The following is a 16,385-nucleotide window of genomic DNA, read 5'->3' as shown; positions in this document are numbered from 1 at the left end:
CACGCGCGGGCCAGCTCCCGATCCCAGCTCCCGATCGGCTGACACCCGAGCGCTCGGCCCGCGCCCGATCGGCTGACACCCGGGCGCTCGGCCCGCGCCCGATCGGCTGACACCCGGGCGCTCGGCCCGCTCCCGATCGGCTGACACCCGAGCGCTCGGCCCGCGCCCGATCGGCTGACACCCGGGCGCTCGGCCCGCTCCCGATCGGCTGACACCCGGGCGCTCGGCCCGCGCCCGATCGGCTGACACCCGAGCGCTCGGCCCGCGCCCGATCGGCTGACACCCGGGCGCTCGGCCCGCTCCCGATCGGCTGACACCCGGGCGCTCGGCCCGCGCCCGATCGGCTGCCCCTCCGCCTCCCGCCGGGCTCCGGACCTCACCCGATGGTCGGCTCCGGCTCCGGCGTCCCGCTCCGGCCTCCAACCCGCCGCGCCCTCCGGGCCTCACCCGATCGTCGGCTCCGTCCGCCTCTCGCCGGGCTGTCGGGCCTCACCCGATCGTCAGCTCCCTCGGGCCGTCAGTTCCGGATGCCCAGTTCCGACGCCGGCTCCTAGTTGTCACGGCGAGTTAGCCCCACGCCACGGTGGAGTCACATGACCCCGCGTGGGGGTCGCCCCCCCGGCTACCCCGGTCCCCGGCGCCCCGTCACCCGCGAGAACCTCAGTTCTCGCAGAGATTTGCGGGGTCGCGCGGGACGATCGCCCCCTCCGCAGGTCGGCACGCCGGTTGCTGTAACCTTCCGGACCATGCTGGCCTCCTCACGCTTCCGAGCACTTCCGGTGACCCGCCGGGCCGCGCTCGAGGTCTTGCTCCGCCGCTTGCCGATGGTGCGGCTGCACGCGCTCGCGGTCGCCCTGGCGCTGCTCGCGGCAGGGTGCACCGGCGAGATCATCGACCCCTCCGGCGACGCCACCAAGAACGCCACCGCCGCGTTCGCCCGCGACGTCGAGCCGACGCTCGCCGCCAAGTGCGCGAGCTGCCACACCGGCACCGTCAACCCGCAGTTCATGAAGCCCGATCCGACCCTGCGCGAGGGCGTCCTCGCGTTCGACGGCGGCAAGCTGGTCGACCTCGACGACCCTCAGGCCAGCCGGCTCGCGGTCTACGCGTCGAGCCAGGCCCACGCGATGGTCGGCACCAACTACCTGCCGGTCGAGGCCGCCAAGGTCACGGCCTGGGTCGAGCTCGAGGCGCTGGCCGCGGGCAAGATGCCAGCGCCGACGATCGAGACGCCGGTCATCACGCCGGTGCTCGGCGCCAACACGATCGACCTCGGCCCGCTGGGCCTGGCCGGCACGACGTTCTCGTTCGACTTCCAGCCGCTCGGCACCGGCATGTACCTGTCGCGGATCTCGGTCACCGCCGGCACCGGCGGCGTGCGCCTGACCCACCCGCTGTTCGTGGTCTGGGACGGCCAGCAGCCGGTGCCCGATCCGATCGATCGGTTCAGCGACATCGATCTCACGGTCGCCGAGATGACCTCGAGCTCGGTCGGCGGCGGCACCGCGGTGTTCGTCGACGTGCCGCCGACCGCGCCGCTGTCGCTCTACTTCAAGGCCGCGACCTTCGCCAACGGCATGCCGCCCTCGACCGACGGCGGCACCACCGGCGGCGGCTGCAAGGCGGTCGCGCAGTTCACCGCGATCGTCCGCGGCCCGCTCACGGCCAGCTGCACCAGCTGCCACGCCGGCGGCAACGGCGGCGCCACCGCCGCCACCGACATGACCAAGCTCGCCGACGACCTCCAGCAGCCGGCCGCGTGCGCGCAGATCCTGTCGCGCATCTCGAAGCTCAACCCCGACCAGAGCGCGATCTTCGTGGCCGCGCAGCCCAACTCGGGGCTCAACCACCCGTTCAAGTTCGGCACCGACCCCGAGTTCCAGGCCTTCAAGACGGCGATCCTCCCGTGGATCACCGCCGAGGCCGCCCCGTGATCGCGAAAGGTCAGGAGCGTTCCATGCGCAGTGCTCGTCTCGTTCTCGCGCTCGGCCTGGCCGGCGCCGCCGCCTGCGGCGACTCGTCGGCCCCCGACGACACCGGCGACGACGTCCCCGCCGACTACTGGGACCAGCGGCTGGCCGAGCGGACGCTCGACTACAACGCCGCGCTGCGGACCGCGGCGCTGCGCCTGACCGGCGGGCTGCCGAGCCTGGCCGAGATCAAGGCCGTGGCCGACGCCGGCGACCCCGCCGCGCAGAAGGTCGTCTACGAGTCGCTCCTGCGCAACTACCTCGAGGGCCCGCGGTTCGCGAACCAGATGCTCGGCTTCTGGCGCGACTCGATGAAGATCGGCGGCAGCGCCCGCCTCGACACCGCGCCGGCGTTCGCCGCCCAGGTCGCGGTCGAGAACCGCGCGTACACCGAGCTCTTGACCGCGGCGACGGGCACCTGCCCCACCTTCGACGCGACCGCCGGCACGTTCACCCCGGCCGACTGCGGCAACGGCGTGACGCCCGCGGCCGGCGTGCTGGCGGACCCCGGCGCGATGGCGCAGTTCCAGTCGAACCTGGCGTTCCGGCGCGTGCGCTGGGTCCAGGAGCTGTTCGCGTGCACCGCGTTCCCGGTCGAGCTGACCGGCGAGCCGCCCGAGGGCGCGCCCACGTTCCTGTCGGCGTGGCCGATGGAGTCGATCGCCGGCACCTCGAACGGCGGCACGATCGACTTCCACGATCAGAGCGCGGTCATCTGCGCCAACTGCCACACGACGATGAACCACGTCGCGCCGCTGTTCGGGAACTTCGACGACGACGGCCAGCAGCAGGCGACGATCCAGGTCAAGACCCCGCAGCTCGGCACGCCGCTGGCGCTGCGCTCCGACTGGCTGCCCGGCGCCGAGCCGACCGCGTGGCGGTTCGGCGCGCCGGCCGCGGATCTCCCCGCGCTCGGCGCGGCCATGGCCGCCGACCCGGCCATCGCCGAGTGCGCGGTCGCGCGGCTCTGGGGCTGGGCCCTGGGCAAGGGCGACATCGTCGACACGCTGACCGTGATCCCGCGCGAGGTCATCGACGCCCAGGTGCTGGCGTTCCAGGCCAACGGCATGAAGGTGAAGGACGCCATCTTCGCCGTCTACTCCTCCGACGACTTCGTGAGGTTCTGATGCGCTGCCTATCTCTGCCCACCACCGTCGTCGTCGCCGCGCTCGCCAGCGCCACGCTCGCGTGCACCGGCGAGCTCGCCACCGACGGCCCGCCCCTGCCGAGCGGCAACGCGTCGGGCGGCACCGAGAACACCTTCGATCACCCCGGCACCAACGTCGACGTCTGGGATCTGGTCGACCGCGCCAAGGTCGAGGGGCCGCCCCGCTTCGCCGCCCGGGTCCACAGCTGCGCCAAGATGAAGTACGCCACGCTCGGCGCGCTCCTGGCGTCGCGCGGCGTCGACCTCGGCAACACCGCGGCGCTGTCGGCCGGCCGGCTCTACCGCGACGGCGACCAGGCGCTCGGCGTCGCCAACTTCGGGGCGCGCCAGCGCGAGGGTCGCGAGCTCTCGACCGCGACCGCGTCGAAGATGTTCGACATCTTCGTCCAGGCCGCGCCCGAGATCATCGCCAACCTCGGCGACCGCCCCGAGTGCCAGATCGCCGGCCAGGGCGCGCCGCTGTTCAACGTCGACGACCAGTGCAACCCCGACGGCATCACCTGCCTGATCGGCGTGCCGGCCACGGCCAGCCACGTCGAGCTGTGCAACCTGGCGGTGACCCGCGCCAGCGACGTCGACAAGGGCAAGCGCATCGCGGTCGCGACGCTCTTGGCCGCTGCCAACACGTGCGAGTGAGGACCCGATGAAGAAGCGCGGCACCCCCGAAGCCAACGCCCGGAGCCAGCACCGCGAGCTCGGCCGGCGCGAGCTCATCAAGTGGAGCCTGTTCACCGGCGCGGCCCTCGGCCTGTCCCGGTGGAAGGTGTTCGAGGTCCTCGAGGACTCGATCGACTCGGCGCTGGCGGCCGACGCCTGCGCCCTGCCGACCAACCGCTCGGTCCACCTCGTCGCCGGCAACGGCGGCTTCGCGTGGTTCCAGCTCCTGTGGCCGCACAACGCGGTCGCGGCGGCCGGCAGCGACACGTTCGCGTTCCACGCCCCCGGCCAGCAGCTCATCGCCGCCGGCACCGATCGGCCGCTGACGCTCGGGCCGGAGGCGCCGTTCCGCACCGCCACCGGCGGCAAGCAGATGACCGCGTTCATGGCCGGCTCGAACGAGACCCACACCCGGACCCCATCGACGGCGACCAGCGTCGGCGGCAACTCGGTGTTCGCGATCGCCGCGGCGCTGCAGTCGACCAACCCCAGCGTGATCCCGGTAGTCACGATCGGCGGCGCGCCGTTCGGCAACGCGCCCGGCGCCCCGCGCCCGTCGGCGGTCGGCTCGGCCGAGCAGTTCGTCGGGCTGTTCAACAGCGCGGCCTCGCGCGCCGGCGGCCTGCTCGAGAACACCGGCGACGCCGGGCTGTACGAGGCCGGCTTCGCCGCCGCCGCGTCGCTCAACCGCGCCGCCGGCCGCCCGACCCAGACCCGGGCCTACGGCACCGCCAAGACCGCGGCGCGGCTCCTGGGCACCAACCTCGCCGATCGCCTCGCGATCACCGACGCCGATCGCGCCCGCTACGGCGTCGACCTCGGCACCCGCGCCAACGTGCTGGCGCTCGCCGAGAACCTGATCGTCACCGCCAAGGCGTTCGCGCTGGGCCTGACCTCGAGCGTGGTCTTGCCGGCGATGGAGGACGACCCCCACGGCGCGTTCAACGACATGGGCGCCCTGCGCGGGGTCACGACCGCGCTCGGCAAGATCCTCGACGGTTTCATGGGCGACCTCGGGGCGGTGGCCGACGCCAGCTGCGGCGGCACGACCCTGGCCGACAACGTCGTCCTGACGATCCACGGCGACACGCCCAAGAACCCGCGCGCCCGCGCGGGCTGGCCCGACGGCACGCCCGACAACTCCAACTGGATGTACGTCTACGGCAACGGCCTGCTCAAGACCGGCTGGCACGGCGGGGTCGGCGCCGACGGCACGGTCAAGGGCTTCGACCCGCGCACCGGCGAGGACAACGACGCGCCCACGCGCGACCTGGCGGCGCCGGCCTCGGCCGCGGTCGCCTACGCCATCGCCCGCGGCGACATGCGCCGCGCCGCGGACTTCGCGCGCGGCGTCGACATCGGCGGCGTCGTGAAGACGCTCACGATGTGATGGCGCCCGAGGTCGACAGCCCCGGCCCGCGAGGGTAGCTTCCGCGCGTGCGCTGGTTCGTCATCCTCGTCGTCTGCGCCGCCGCGTGCAGCAGCGGCTCGTCGTCGTCGCCCGCCGCTGGCGGCGGCACCGGCGGCAGCGCCGCCCCGCGCGCCAGCGACGCGCCCGAGGTCCCGATCGACGATCAGTCGCGCTTCGACCAGGAGCGCCAGCCCGAGCGCCTGATCGGCCTGCTCGGCATCAAGGCCGGCATGACCGTCGCCGACGTCGGCGCCGGCACCGGCCTGCTGACGGTCCACGTCGCGCGCGCGGTGTTCCCGGGCGGCCACGTGGTCGCCACCGACATCGACGCCGCGGTGCTGTCGTACCTGGGCGCGCGCATGGAGGCGGCCGGGTTCGACACCGTCGTCGAGCCGCGCCAGGTCGCGGCCACCGAGCCCGGGCTCGAGCCGGGGCGCTTCGACCTGATCCTCCTCGCGCAGGTCGACCACTACTTCGACGACCGCGTGGCGTGGCTGACCAAGGCGGTGCCGGCGCTCAAGCCCGACGGGCGCCTGGCGATCACCAACCGCATGCAGCACCGGGCCGCGGTCATGGCGGCGGCGGCCTCGGTCGGGCTCGAGCTCGTGACGGAAGTCAACGACCTGCCGGGACAGTTCGTGGCACTGTTCGCACGTGGCCCGGCCTCGGGCGCACGCCCCACGCCCACCAAGGGAGCCCCATGACCCGCCTCGCCGCTCCGCTCGCCCTCGCCCTGCTCGCCGGCGCCTGCTCGGACGACGCGCCCGCGCCCCGCAACCCCGACAAGCTCTGGCTCGCGCTCGACGGCTCGGAGATCCAGGTCCAGCTGGTCGGCTCCGAACCGCCGCCCTTTTGAGCGCCAGGAGTGGGGACCGGGAGTCCTCAAGAGGCCGAGTTCACGCTGGTCGCCGACGTCCCCGCCGGTGACTGGCGGTTCGTGGGTGATGGCATCATCACGCGTCCGGTCGACGTCACGTTCGAGCTGATCTGGCGCAAGGCCAGCGGCGGCGACGTGGCGATCGCGACGTTCATGCAGCACTTCGAGCCGCTCGCGGCCGGCTTCACGGCGCAGCCCTTCGAGGCGACGATGCCGGGCGCCGCGCTGACCGACGCCGCCGGCGATCAGCTCATCCTGCGCTACAGCGGCGCCAACACCGACACGCCGATGGCCTACATCCCCAACGGCGACGGCTTCCGCGCCAACGGCCGCATCCCGTACGTCGACCTGCCGGAGTAGCGCCGGGCCGCTCGCCGGCGGCGGCGCCCGCGCTACAGTCGGCCATGATCGGCATCATCGGCATGGGCGTGCTCAAGGCGCTCCAGGTCACGTGCCCGCACTGCCGGGCGCGCCAGACCCGGGTGGCGAAGGCCACCGGCCCGACGCTCACGTGCAAGTACTGCCACAAGCCGTTCCCGTGCCCGGCGCGGCTGCGGAAGAAGTAGCGGCCCCGAGCCGATCGCGCGCGCGGACGTGACGGGCGGCGTGGCGCATGGACCAGGCCGAGGCGCGCCGGTCGCCTGCGCCCCGCGATCGCCGACGCCTGGCTCCACGAGGGGGCTCGACGCTAGCGCGCCACCGCCCACAGATCCGACTCGAACGCGAACCCGACCAGCAGGTACGGGAACGCCCGGCTGACGTAGTCGTCGGCGGTCTGGCCGGTCGGGATCGCGTCGGGCTCGCCGAGCCGGTAGCGGTGCGCCAGGTACCACGACGCGATCACGACCACCGTCGGCTTGTTGAAGCGTGACGGGCCGTCGTCGCGGAAGGTGTAGGCCGCGAACAGCCCGAGCCGATGGTGCGCGTTGGCGCCGTCGTAGGCGTCGTGCGCGGCCGCGTCGGTGAAGTGCCGCGCCTGGTACAGCGGCGTGACCGAGCTGTGGCGCAGCCCGATCGCGAGCCGCGGCCGACCGGTGTAGAGCACGTCGGTGTCGGTCGAGACGGTCCAGCCGCGATCGGGCAGGAGCGTGTCGGACGTGCCCTCGTACGCGACGGTGTCGCCGGCGCGGCCGTCGAAGTCCCAGTAGTCGAGCTGCACGAGCGCCCGCACCGCGACCGGGCCGACCTTGGCCTGGAGCAGCGGCTGGATCGACGCGTGGAACACCGCCGCGGCCTGGGGCGGGCGCGCCGGGTCGTCGCGCAGCGCCTTCTGCGCGTGGTCCGAGTAGTTGGCGTCGGCGCTCGGGAACGACTGCAGGTACCCGAACGTGCCGAAGTACTGCTGGACCTCGGCCAGCGCCCGGAGGTTGAACATCGACAGCGGCTGCAGCTCGCCGCCGACGCCCAGCTGCGCGCTGGCCGGGTTGAGCTTCGGGTACAGGCCGACGAACCCGAAGTTGGTCTTGCTGATCGCCTTCTCGGACCGGTAGAGGCGCCGCTGCAGCCCCGCGCGCGCGCGCGACTCGAGCCCCAGCGGGTTGAGCCGGACGATCGTCAGGTCCGAGACCATCAAGCGCCAGCCCGGCGGCGGCGGCGCGTCGGGATCGAACGTCGACGGCGCCGCGGGCGGCGGCGCAGGCGGCTCCGACGCGGGCGCGGGCGACGCGGGCGCGGGAGGCGCGGGCGCCGGTTGCGCGGGCGGGGGCGCTGGCGCTGGTCGCGCCGGCGGCGCTGGTCGCGCCGGCGGCGCTGGTTGCGCGGCCGCGGGTTGTGCGGCCGCGGGTTGCGGGCTCGCGGGTTGCGCGGGCGCCGATGGCGCGGGCGCCGATGGCGCCGGTTGCGCTGGTTGCGCGATCGCCGTGAGGGGAGCGAGCGCGAGGACGAGCGGCAGGACGCGGCGCATCCGGTCATCGTACCGCGGGAACCCCCGGGCTCGCCCGGAGGCGGCGCGCGCTCAGTCGAGCATGATCGGACCGCCGCGCTCGATCGCGCGGGCGTAGGCCGGCCGGGCGCGCATCGCCGCCAGCACCCGGGTGAGGTTGGCGGTGCGCGCGGCCTCGCCGCCGCGGGCCAGCGCGGCCTCGAGCGGGTAGCTCATCTGGACGTCGGCGGCGGTCAGCTCGTCGCCGCAGAACCAGGCGCGCCCGGTCAGCTCGGCCTCGAGGAACGCCAGGTGGCGGGTCAGGTTGGGCCCGACGAACGAGGCCTCGAGCGAGCCGGCGATCTTCTTCGCGATCGGCCGCGCGAAGAACGGCATCTTCGCGCTCGCGATCTTCGACGCGATCAGCTTCACCAGCAGCGGCGGCATCAGCGAGCCCTCGGCGTAGTGCAGAAAGTAGCGGTAGCGCAGGTGCTCGGGCGTCCCGACCGCCGGCGCCAGCCGGCCGCCGCCGTGTCGCTCGACCAGGTACTCGAGGATCGCGCCCGACTCGGCGACCGTGACCCCGTCGTCGGTGATCACCGGCGACTTCCCGAGCGGGTGGATCGCGCGCAGCTCCGGCGGCGCCAGGATCGTCTTGGGATCGCGCTGGTAGGTGACCAGCTCGTACGGCAGGCCCAGCTCCTCGAGCAGCCACAGCACGCGGTGCGAGCGCGAGCGCTCGAGATGGTGGACGATGATCATGGCGCACTGTAGCCGAGGCCCGCGGCGCGCCCAGCCCGCGCCGCCGTCCGACCTGGCGTCACCGCGGCCGGTGCGCGGTGCCCAGGCCGGCGGTGATGAACAGCGCGGTGGCGGCGCCGGCGACGTCGGCGGTGTGCCAGACCCCGCGCGGGTTGATCGCGGCCTCCCCGGCGGTGAGGACGACGGTCTGGACCGCGCCGTCGACCTCCTGGTGCAGCGTCAACTCGCCCGCGGTGCACACGACCAGCTCCTCGCCGTGGGGATGGACCTCCCACACCGCCCAGGGCTCGCTGAAGGTGTGCATCGTCACCAGGCGCCCCTCGGCGCCGTCGGCGACGCAGCCGGCGCCGTAGCGCTCGTACCAGTCGGCGGTGCCGGTGAAGCGTGCCAGCGGCACGACGGTGGCGCCGAGGCCGAGGTGGACCGGGAACTCGTCGAGGCGGCGGCGCGGATCGGTGCTCATGCACGTCAGCGTCGCACGCACGCCATTGGCGCGTCACCCGCCCGCGCGGCAGCCGCCCGCGCCTTCGACGACCTGCCCGCGCGGCAGCCGCCGCCGGCCTTGGACCACAGCCGCCCGCGGCCCTGGACCACCCGTCGGCGCGTCAGCCGCCGGCGGCCTTGGACCACCCGTCGGCGCGTCAGCCGCCGCCGGCCTTGGACCACCCGGCGCGCTAGCCGCCGGCGGCCTTGGACCACCCGGCGGCGCGTCAGCCGCCGGCGGCCTTGGACCACCCGTCGGCGCGTCAGCCGCCGGCGGCCTTGGACCACCCGTCGGCGCGTCAGCCGCCGGCGGCCTTGGACCACCCGTCGGCGCGTCAGCCGCCGGCGGCCTTGGACCACCCGTCGGCGCGTCAGCCGCCGGCGGCCTTGGACCACCCGTCGGCGCGTCAGCCGCCGGCGGCCTTGGACCACTGCGTCGGGTTGGGCACGCTCGGGCGCTGGCCGCCGCGCACGAGGTAGCGGACCGCGCCGGCGAGGCCGTCGAGCGTCAGCTGCCACATCGGGAACAGCGCGGCGATCACCTCGATCGTGCTGCCGCTCCAGTAGCGATCGGGCTCGGGGTTGAGCCAGGCGGTCCGGCGGAAGTGGTTGCTCAGGCGCCGCAGCCACTCGACGCCGGGGCTGCGCGAGCCGGCGACGTAGCTGTACGAGCCGCCGGGATCGAGCAGCTCGGCCGGGTGCATCAGCGCGTCGCCCAGCATGACCAGCTTCTCGTCCTTGTCGCTGTGGCTGATCAGGTCGGCCACGGCCACGCGCTTGGTGAAGTGCGCGTCCTCGTAGACGTGCTCGTAGACGCAGTTGTGGAAGTAGTAGCTCCGGAACTTGGCGAACCGGCCCGCGCGCGAGGCCGCGGTGAACAGCCGCGACGCCAGCTCGGCGTGCGGATCCATCGAGCCGCCGACGTCCATCATCAGCATGACCTTGACCCGGTTGCGCCGCGGCGGCCGGAACACCAGCTCGAGATCGCCGGCGTTCTTGCAGGTCTCGTCGACGGTCTCGTCGAGGTCGAGCTCCTCGTCGGCGCCGTCCCGGCCGAGCTTGCGCAGGCCGCGCAGCGCCACGTCGATCTGGCGCACGTCGAGGACGATGTCGCGCCGGTACTCCTGGAACCGGCGCTCGCCGGCCACCGCCATCGCCGAGCGCGCGCCGCCGCTGCCGACCCGCATGCCGGCCGGGTTGCGCCCGTTGTTGCCGAACGGCGAGGTGCCGCCGGTGCCGATCCAGCGGTTGCCGCCGTCGTGGCGCTCCTTTTGCTCCTTGAGGCGCTGCTCGTACAGCGCGCGCAGCTCGTCGAGGCCCAGCCGCTTGAGCTGCGCGATCTGCGCGTCGGTGAGCTGCGCCAGCTGCTGCGGATCGGCCAGCCACGCCTCGAGGTCCTTGGTCAGCGCCAGCGCCGCCTCGGTCACGCCCTGGAAGTAGCGCGCGAACGCGCGATCGAACGCGTCGTAGTCGGCGACGTCCTTGACGCACACCGTCCGCGCCAGCCGGTAGAACCCGTCGAGCGAGCTGTCGTGCAGCCCGAGGTCCATCGCCTCCATCAGCGCGAGCCACTCGTGGCTCGACACCTTGAGGCCGTCCTTGCGCAGCTCGAACAGGAAGTCGACGAGCATGGCGGCTAGGCCCGGGCGCGCTTGCCCATGAGCTCGACGTCCTGCTCGGTCTTGAGCAGCGTGCCGAGGAACGGGATGCCGCCGCCGATCTTGCTCAGGTCGACGCCGGCCTTCTGCAGCGCGCAGATCCAGTCGATCAGCTCGCTGGTCGTGGGCCGCTTGCGCAGCTTGGGCGTCGCGCGCAGGCCGTAGAACACCTCGAGGCACTGGTCGAGGACCTTGTCGACGAGGTCGGGGTGGTGGACCCGCACGATCTTGGCCATCAGCTCGCGGTTCGGGAACTCGATGTAGTGGAACACGCACCGGCGCAGGAACGCGTCGGGCAGCTCCTTCTCGTTGTTCGACGTGATGATCACGACCGGCCGCTCCTGCGCGACCACCTCGGCGCCGGTCTCGTCGACCCGGAACCGCATCGCGTCGAGCTCGAGCAGCAGATCGTTGGGGAACTCCAGGTCGGCCTTGTCGATCTCGTCGATCAGCAGCACGACCCGGCTCGGCGCCGACAGCGCCTGGCCCAGCGGCCCGAGCTTGATGTAGTGGGCCACGTCCTTGACGTCGCCGTCACCGAAGCGGCTGTCGTGCAGGCGCGCGACGGTGTCGTAGACGTAGAGGCCGTCCTTGGCCTTGGTCGTCGACTTGACGTGCCAGCGCAGGAGCGGCAGCCCCAGCGCCTGGGCCACGTTCTCGGCCAGCAGCGTCTTGCCGGTGCCGGGCTCGCCGCGCACCAAGAGCGGCCGCGCCAGCGCCACCGCGACGTTGACCGAGTGGCGCAGCTCGTCCGACGCGATGTACGTGTCGGTGCCCGTGAACTGCGAGAACTGCGCGGGCCCCGCGCCGAACTGATCGAAGGACATCGTCGGCAAGCCTAGCGCATTTGCGCGGCCCGCCACCTTACCGACCTTACCGACCTTACCGCGATCGCGAGGGCGCTCACGCCGTCAGCGCGGCCCGGAACTCCGTCGCCGAGCGCGGCCGATCCATCGGGCTCTTCGCCAGGGCCCGGGCGATGACCGCGTCGAGCGCGGCCGGCGCGTCGGGCCGCAGGCTGCGCACCGCCGGCGCCGGCTCCGTGCAGTGCGCGAACCCGACCGCGATGGCGTTGTCGCCGGCGAACGGCGGCCGCCCGCACACCAGGTGAAACGCCAGCGCCCCCAGCGAGTACACATCGCTGGCGGCGTCCACGGTCTTGCCGCGGACCTGCTCGGGCGACATGTAGTTGGGCGTCCCCAGCAGCACGCCGGTCGCGGTCAGGCCAGCGCCGGCGGTGGCCTTGGCCAGGCCGAAGTCGATCAGCTTCACCGAGTTGCGCTCGCCGACCAGCACGTTGTGCGGCTTGAGATCGCGGTGGATCACCCCGACGTCGTGGGCCGCGGCCAGGCCGGTGCAGATCTGCTCCAGGTAGTCGACGCAGTCGGGGATCGGCACCAGCCCGCGGGCGGTGATCACCTCGGCCAGGGTCCGCCCCGGGAAGTACTCCATCGACAGGTACAGGAGGCCCGGCCGGGCCTCGCCCAGGTCGTGGATGCGGATCACGTTGGGCGAGCTGACCTTGCGCGCGGCCGCGGCCTCGCGCCGGAAGCGCTCGACCATCGCCGCCTCGTCGGACGCGAACGCCGAGGCGATCACCTTGACCGCGACCGTGTCGTCGAGGACCTCGTCGTGGGCCAGGTAGACCGCGCCCATGCCGCCGCGCCCGAGCAGCCGCTCGATCCGGTAGCGGTTCGCCAGGACCGAGCCGACCGTCAAGCCGCCCGCCGACGACGTCCCCGGCACCAGGGCGTGGGCGGTGGCGGTGCGCTCGAGCGCTGGCGGAGGCGACGGCGACGGCGACGGCGACGGCGACGGCGACGGCGATGGCGATGGCGATGGGGCCGCTGCCGCGCCGGCCGCTGGCGCTGGCAACGCGGGGGCGCCGACCTGCGAGGCCGCCAGCATCCGCTGCTCCTCGATCAGCCGCCCGACCTTCTGGTTCAGCTCGTAGTCGACGCTGCACACGATCGACTCGAGGTTCTCGACCCGCTCGCGCAGCTTGGCCCGCTCGGCCGTGAGCGCGGCGACCTCGTCGGCGGCCCCGGCCGGCAGCGCCTTCTGCTGCGCGGCCTCCAGCTCCATCCGCGACTTGCGCTCGCGGTGCCGCAGCACCTCGCGCACGATCAGCACCGGCGAGCCGAACGTGGCGATGATCGCCAGCATCCCCGTGAAGTCAGCCACGCGCCTTCTATAGCGCACTCGCGTCGGTCACGGCGCGCGCGGGGCTCGCGACGGGTCCGGCCGATCGCGCGGCTCGGCCGTGACGCAGGTTCCGCCCGAGCCACTCGGCCCTCGACGAGATGGCCCCGACTGCGCGACACTCCCGGCATGCTGCTCCGTCACTTCGCGGCGCGCGCCGCCGTCCTCGTGGCCCTGGTCGGGTGCGGATCGACCAGCGGCGACGACACGATCGAGCCCGGCTCGACCCTGGTCGTGACCCCGGCCGAGGCCCAGCTCGAGGTCTTGAATGGGACGCCCGTCAGCCAGCCGTTCACGGTCATGCTGGTCGAGCCCGGCGGCCCCGGCCGCGACGTGACCGCCGAGGTCGCGTGGTCGCTGTCGGACCCGGCCTTCGGCGACTTCGCCGGCGCCACCTTCACCGCCCGCGGCGGCCGCGCCGGCAAGGGCATGGTCCACGCCACGCTCGACACGCTGGTCGGCGACGCCCAGATCGAGATCACCCTGCGCGGCGTCCGGGTCGCCGCCGACGTCCCGCCCGGCGCGCCCGGCCTGTTCGCCGGCGCCACCGACGATCCCGCCCAGGCGCCCGACCTGGTCTACCCGGCTGATCAGGTGATCGTGCCCGCCAACCTCGGCGACTTCGAGGCCCACTGGACCGACGGCCACGGCCACGATCTGTTCGAGGTCAGCCTCGTCGGCGATCACGTCGACCAGCGCGTCTACGTGCGCGCCGGCGCCACCGGCTGGACGGCCTTCACGCCGACCGAGTGGGAGACCGCGGCGCGCTCGGCCGAGCAGCTCACGCTCGGCGTGCGCGGCCTGACCGAGGCCAGCCCGGCGGTCGCCGGCACCGCCGCCAGCCACCGCGTGTTCCACGGCCGCGAGGATCTCCAGGGCGGCCTGTACTACTGGGCCGCCACCGCCGCCGCCGGTCAGCCCTACGGCATCTTCCGCTACGACTTCGGCGCGGTCGGCCAGCCGGCCGAGGAGTTCTACACCAACACCCAGGCCGGGCGCTGCGTCGCCTGCCACGCGCTGTCGCGCGACGGCACCCGCATGGCCATCACCTACGACGGCGGCGACGGCGCCGCGTCGGTGGTCGACGTCGCGACCCGCACCGCGATCCCGAGCCCGGCCGCCTGGAACTTCGCCACCTACTCGCCCGACGGCAGCCGCCTGATCACCAGCTCGCGCGGCGTCCTGACCGTGCGCGACGGCACCACCGCCGCGCCGATCTCGACGGTGCCGATCACCGGCTGGGGCACGCACCCCGACTTCGCGCCCGGCGGCGACGCGCTCGCGTACGTCCAGGCGACCTCGCCCGGCGCCGACTGGCACTTCGGCGGCGGCATCATCACGACGATCCCGTACGACGCCGGCGCCGGCACGTTCGGCGCGCCGCGGCCGCTGGTCACCGACGGCGGCAACAACTACTACCCGTCGTACTCGCCCGACGGCCAGTGGCTCTTGTTCAACCGCTCGACCGAGGACGCCTACGACGACGCCTCGGCCGAGCTGTGGGTGGTCAAGGCCGACGGCTCGGCGCCGCCGCGCAAGCTCGACCTCGCCAACGTCGCCGGCGGCCTCACCAACTCGTGGGCGCGCTGGGCGCCGTTCCGCCAGACCTTCGCCGGTGGCGCCGTGGTCGAGGACATGTACTGGATCACCTTCTCGAGCAAGCGCGCGTTCGGCGTGCGCCAGCCCGCGGGCAAGCCGCAGATCTGGATGGCCGCGTTCTTTCCCGGCCGCATCGCGATGGGCGGCGATCCCACCGGCCCGGCCTTCCGCCTGCCGTTCCAGGATCTCGGCTCGAACAACCACATCGCGCAGTGGACCGAGACCGTCGTGCCGATCGGCCGCATGGTCCCGACCGGCGCCGCGCGCTGAGCGCCGGCGCAGCGATCGACACCGCGCGGCGGTCGCGCGAACCGCGTCGCGGACCGCGCCGCAGGCGCGCGGGATGAGCCGCGGGCCGTCGTAGGTCAGGGCGACCAGCGTGGCGCAACCGAGCGCCCGCGCGAGGCCGAACGGGGATTCGTGCGCAGGCTGTGCGTCGACCGCCGCGCGCGCTCAGCCCTTGCGGCGGCCCTGCACGTAGGCGTCGCCGACCGCGTAGATGTGGGTCGCGACGCCGACCAGCGCCGCGACGCCGCCGATCAGCGGGATGGCGCCGATCAGCCCGAGGCCGGCGATGCCCCAGACGGCGAACACCCCGATGGCCTTGTCGGTCTCGCGGTTGACCAGCTGACCGACGCCGGGGACGAAGAGGCTGCAGACGGCGGGGACGATCCCGCTGCCGCCACCGCGACGAACCAACGCCTTGCTCATGCCCCAAGCATGACAGACGTCGGGCCCCCGCGCACCTGCGCGCCGGCCGGGCCCCGCCCGCGTTGATCCGCGACGGCTTCGGGGGTACATCGACGCATGACTCCGGAAGGCCTGCTGGGCCGGCGCGTGACCCTGACGATCCACTCGGTCGACGCCGCGGGCGCGTGGCTCGCGATCGCCGACGCGCCCGACGCCGCGACCGTGTTCCTGCCGGCGCGCGAGCTGCCCGAGGGCGCCGCGGTCGGCGCCGCCCTGCCGGTGTTCGTCTACCGCGACTCCGACGAGCGCGTGGTCGCGACCACCGCCACGCCGGCGCTGGTGCTGGGCGAGGTCGCGTTCCTCGAGGTCACGTCGTGCACCGACCACGGCGCGTTCGTCGACTGGGGCCTGGGCAAGGAGCTGTTCGTGCCGTTCGCCGAGCAGACCCGCGAGCTCGTCGTCGGCGCCCGCCACCCGTTCGGCCTGTACCTCGACAAGAGCGCGCGCCTGGCCGCGACCATGCGGGTCGCGCCGATGCTGACCGAGGGCGGCGGCTTCGAGCTCGACGAGTGGGTCGACGGCGTGGCCTGGCGCGAGGACCCGGCGATCGGCCTGTTCGTGATCATCGACCGCGCCTACGTCGGCCTGGTGCCGGCCACCGAGCCCCACCGCCTGGGCCGGGGCGAGGCCGCGCAGTTCCGCGTCGCCGCGATCCTGCCCGACGGCAAGCTCGTGCTGTCCCTGCGCGGCCACGCCCACCACGAGCTCGACAACGACGCCGCCGCCATCCTCGCCATCATGTCCCGCCCCGACGCGCCGCGGGTCGGCGACAAGTCCAGCCCCGACCAGATCCGCGCCATCTTCGGCCTCTCGAAGAAGGCCTTCAAGCGCGCCGTCGGCCGCCTCCTCAAGGACGGCGCCGTCGCCTTCGACGACCGCGGCCTGCTGGTCCGGACCTGACCGGGGACGGTGTCGACGTTGACAGCGCGTCTGGATCCTCCACATGACGGCGCGTGGATCTCATCGCGGCTGACTGGCAGCTCCAAC

17 protein-coding genes are annotated in these 16,385 nt (G+C 73.7%); 10 read left to right on the top strand and 7 right to left on the bottom strand.

Annotated elements, in window-relative coordinates; translation table 11 throughout:
- Positions 1-746: 746 nt before the first annotated feature.
- Genes IPL61_21295 through IPL61_21260 form a run of 8 tightly spaced genes read left to right on the top strand, consistent with a single transcriptional unit; the run spans position 747 to position 6,649 of the window.
- Positions 747-1,934: a hypothetical protein gene (locus tag IPL61_21295; protein ID MBK9033768.1), complete on the top strand. Its 1,188-nt coding sequence runs from the start codon at positions 747-749 to the stop codon at positions 1,932-1,934.
- A 23-nt stretch (positions 1,935-1,957) separates the two neighbouring features.
- On the top strand, positions 1,958-3,097 hold the full coding sequence (locus tag IPL61_21290; protein MBK9033767.1) for a DUF1588 domain-containing protein: 1,140 nt from the start codon (positions 1,958-1,960) through the stop codon (positions 3,095-3,097).
- On the top strand, positions 3,097-3,774 hold the full coding sequence (locus IPL61_21285) for a hypothetical protein (GenBank protein MBK9033766.1): 678 nt from the start codon (positions 3,097-3,099) through the stop codon (positions 3,772-3,774). The genes IPL61_21290 and IPL61_21285 overlap by 1 nt, the downstream gene beginning before the upstream one ends.
- A 7-nt stretch (positions 3,775-3,781) precedes the next feature.
- Complete coding sequence (locus IPL61_21280; GenBank protein ID MBK9033765.1) at positions 3,782-5,185, top strand: hypothetical protein; 1,404 nt, start codon at positions 3,782-3,784, stop codon at positions 5,183-5,185.
- A 47-nt stretch (positions 5,186-5,232) separates the two neighbouring features.
- Positions 5,233-5,910 (top strand): class I SAM-dependent methyltransferase, encoded by a 678-nt coding sequence (locus IPL61_21275; protein ID MBK9033764.1) that lies wholly within the window; start codon positions 5,233-5,235, stop codon positions 5,908-5,910.
- Positions 5,907-6,062 carry a hypothetical protein gene (locus tag IPL61_21270; protein ID MBK9033763.1) on the top strand — a complete coding sequence of 52 codons (156 nt, stop codon included), beginning with the start codon at positions 5,907-5,909 and terminating at the stop codon, positions 6,060-6,062. Before IPL61_21275 ends, IPL61_21270 begins: the two co-directional genes overlap by 4 nt.
- Before the next feature lie 9 nt (positions 6,063-6,071).
- Positions 6,072-6,443 carry a hypothetical protein gene (locus IPL61_21265; protein MBK9033762.1) on the top strand — a complete coding sequence of 124 codons (372 nt, stop codon included), beginning with the start codon at positions 6,072-6,074 and terminating at the stop codon, positions 6,441-6,443.
- 44 nt (positions 6,444-6,487) lie between these two features.
- On the top strand, positions 6,488-6,649 hold the full coding sequence (locus IPL61_21260) for a hypothetical protein (GenBank protein ID MBK9033761.1): 162 nt from the start codon (positions 6,488-6,490) through the stop codon (positions 6,647-6,649).
- 122 nt (positions 6,650-6,771) lie between these two features.
- Here the strand turns inward: IPL61_21260 and IPL61_21255 are convergent, their stop codons facing one another.
- The 6 genes from IPL61_21255 to IPL61_21230 form a co-directional block, all read right to left on the bottom strand.
- On the bottom strand, positions 6,772-7,653 hold the full coding sequence (locus IPL61_21255; GenBank protein MBK9033760.1) for a hypothetical protein: 882 nt from the start codon (positions 7,651-7,653) through the stop codon (positions 6,772-6,774).
- A 384-nt stretch (positions 7,654-8,037) separates the two neighbouring features.
- Complete coding sequence (locus tag IPL61_21250) at positions 8,038-8,706, bottom strand: glutathione S-transferase (GenBank protein MBK9033759.1); 669 nt, start codon at positions 8,704-8,706, stop codon at positions 8,038-8,040.
- 58 nt (positions 8,707-8,764) lie between these two features.
- Positions 8,765-9,169, bottom strand: coding sequence for a cupin domain-containing protein (locus IPL61_21245; GenBank protein MBK9033758.1), 405 nt, complete (start codon positions 9,167-9,169; stop codon positions 8,765-8,767).
- A gap of 427 nt (positions 9,170-9,596) precedes the next feature.
- Positions 9,597-10,820, bottom strand: a complete 1,224-nt coding sequence (locus IPL61_21240) for a VWA domain-containing protein (protein ID MBK9033757.1) — start codon at positions 10,818-10,820, stop codon at positions 9,597-9,599.
- Between the two features lie 5 nt (positions 10,821-10,825).
- Complete coding sequence (locus IPL61_21235; protein ID MBK9033756.1) at positions 10,826-11,674, bottom strand: MoxR family ATPase; 849 nt, start codon at positions 11,672-11,674, stop codon at positions 10,826-10,828.
- A 76-nt stretch (positions 11,675-11,750) separates the two neighbouring features.
- Positions 11,751-13,031 carry a serine/threonine protein kinase gene (locus tag IPL61_21230; protein ID MBK9033755.1) on the bottom strand — a complete coding sequence of 427 codons (1,281 nt, stop codon included), beginning with the start codon at positions 13,029-13,031 and terminating at the stop codon, positions 11,751-11,753.
- Positions 13,032-13,178: 147 nt separating this feature from the next.
- Here IPL61_21230 and IPL61_21225 point away from each other — a divergent pair, with 147 nt between their 5' ends.
- Positions 13,179-14,918 (top strand): PD40 domain-containing protein, encoded by a 1,740-nt coding sequence (locus IPL61_21225; protein ID MBK9033754.1) that lies wholly within the window; start codon positions 13,179-13,181, stop codon positions 14,916-14,918.
- 183 nt (positions 14,919-15,101) lie between these two features.
- Here the strand turns inward: IPL61_21225 and IPL61_21220 are convergent, their stop codons facing one another.
- Positions 15,102-15,359: a hypothetical protein gene (locus tag IPL61_21220; protein MBK9033753.1), complete on the bottom strand. Its 258-nt coding sequence runs from the start codon at positions 15,357-15,359 to the stop codon at positions 15,102-15,104.
- A 96-nt stretch (positions 15,360-15,455) separates the two neighbouring features.
- Here IPL61_21220 and IPL61_21215 point away from each other — a divergent pair, with 96 nt between their 5' ends.
- Positions 15,456-16,298 carry a S1 RNA-binding domain-containing protein gene (locus IPL61_21215; protein ID MBK9033752.1) on the top strand — a complete coding sequence of 281 codons (843 nt, stop codon included), beginning with the start codon at positions 15,456-15,458 and terminating at the stop codon, positions 16,296-16,298.
- Positions 16,299-16,385: the final 87 nt, after the last annotated feature.

The sequence above is a fragment of the Myxococcales bacterium genome, from assembly GCA_016717005.1.
In the GTDB taxonomy this organism is placed as follows: Bacteria; Myxococcota_A; Polyangia; order Haliangiales; family Haliangiaceae; genus UBA2376.
This window is presented reverse-complemented; position numbering and strand designations above follow the sequence as displayed.

What these genes read in the sequence shown, in the direction of transcription:
- IPL61_21245 (MBK9033758.1), bottom strand. Translation starts at nt 9,169, where the DNA reads ATGAGCACCGATCCGCGCCGCCGCCTCGACGAGTTCCCGGTCCACCTC.
- IPL61_21215 (MBK9033752.1), top strand. Translation starts at nt 15,456, where the DNA reads ATGACTCCGGAAGGCCTGCTGGGCCGGCGCGTGACCCTGACGATCCAC.
- IPL61_21220 (MBK9033753.1), bottom strand. Translation starts at nt 15,359, where the DNA reads ATGAGCAAGGCGTTGGTTCGTCGCGGTGGCGGCAGCGGGATCGTCCCC.
- IPL61_21255 (MBK9033760.1), bottom strand. Translation starts at nt 7,653, where the DNA reads ATGGTCTCGGACCTGACGATCGTCCGGCTCAACCCGCTGGGGCTCGAG.
- IPL61_21235 (MBK9033756.1), bottom strand. Translation starts at nt 11,674, where the DNA reads ATGTCCTTCGATCAGTTCGGCGCGGGGCCCGCGCAGTTCTCGCAGTTC.
- IPL61_21240 (MBK9033757.1), bottom strand. Translation starts at nt 10,820, where the DNA reads ATGCTCGTCGACTTCCTGTTCGAGCTGCGCAAGGACGGCCTCAAGGTG.
- IPL61_21285 (MBK9033766.1), top strand. Translation starts at nt 3,097, where the DNA reads ATGCGCTGCCTATCTCTGCCCACCACCGTCGTCGTCGCCGCGCTCGCC.
- IPL61_21225 (MBK9033754.1), top strand. Translation starts at nt 13,179, where the DNA reads ATGCTGCTCCGTCACTTCGCGGCGCGCGCCGCCGTCCTCGTGGCCCTG.
- IPL61_21280 (MBK9033765.1), top strand. Translation starts at nt 3,782, where the DNA reads ATGAAGAAGCGCGGCACCCCCGAAGCCAACGCCCGGAGCCAGCACCGC.
- IPL61_21250 (MBK9033759.1), bottom strand. Translation starts at nt 8,706, where the DNA reads ATGATCATCGTCCACCATCTCGAGCGCTCGCGCTCGCACCGCGTGCTG.
- IPL61_21260 (MBK9033761.1), top strand. Translation starts at nt 6,488, where the DNA reads ATGATCGGCATCATCGGCATGGGCGTGCTCAAGGCGCTCCAGGTCACG.
- IPL61_21290 (MBK9033767.1), top strand. Translation starts at nt 1,958, where the DNA reads ATGCGCAGTGCTCGTCTCGTTCTCGCGCTCGGCCTGGCCGGCGCCGCC.
- IPL61_21295 (MBK9033768.1), top strand. Translation starts at nt 747, where the DNA reads ATGCTGGCCTCCTCACGCTTCCGAGCACTTCCGGTGACCCGCCGGGCC.
- IPL61_21270 (MBK9033763.1), top strand. Translation starts at nt 5,907, where the DNA reads ATGACCCGCCTCGCCGCTCCGCTCGCCCTCGCCCTGCTCGCCGGCGCC.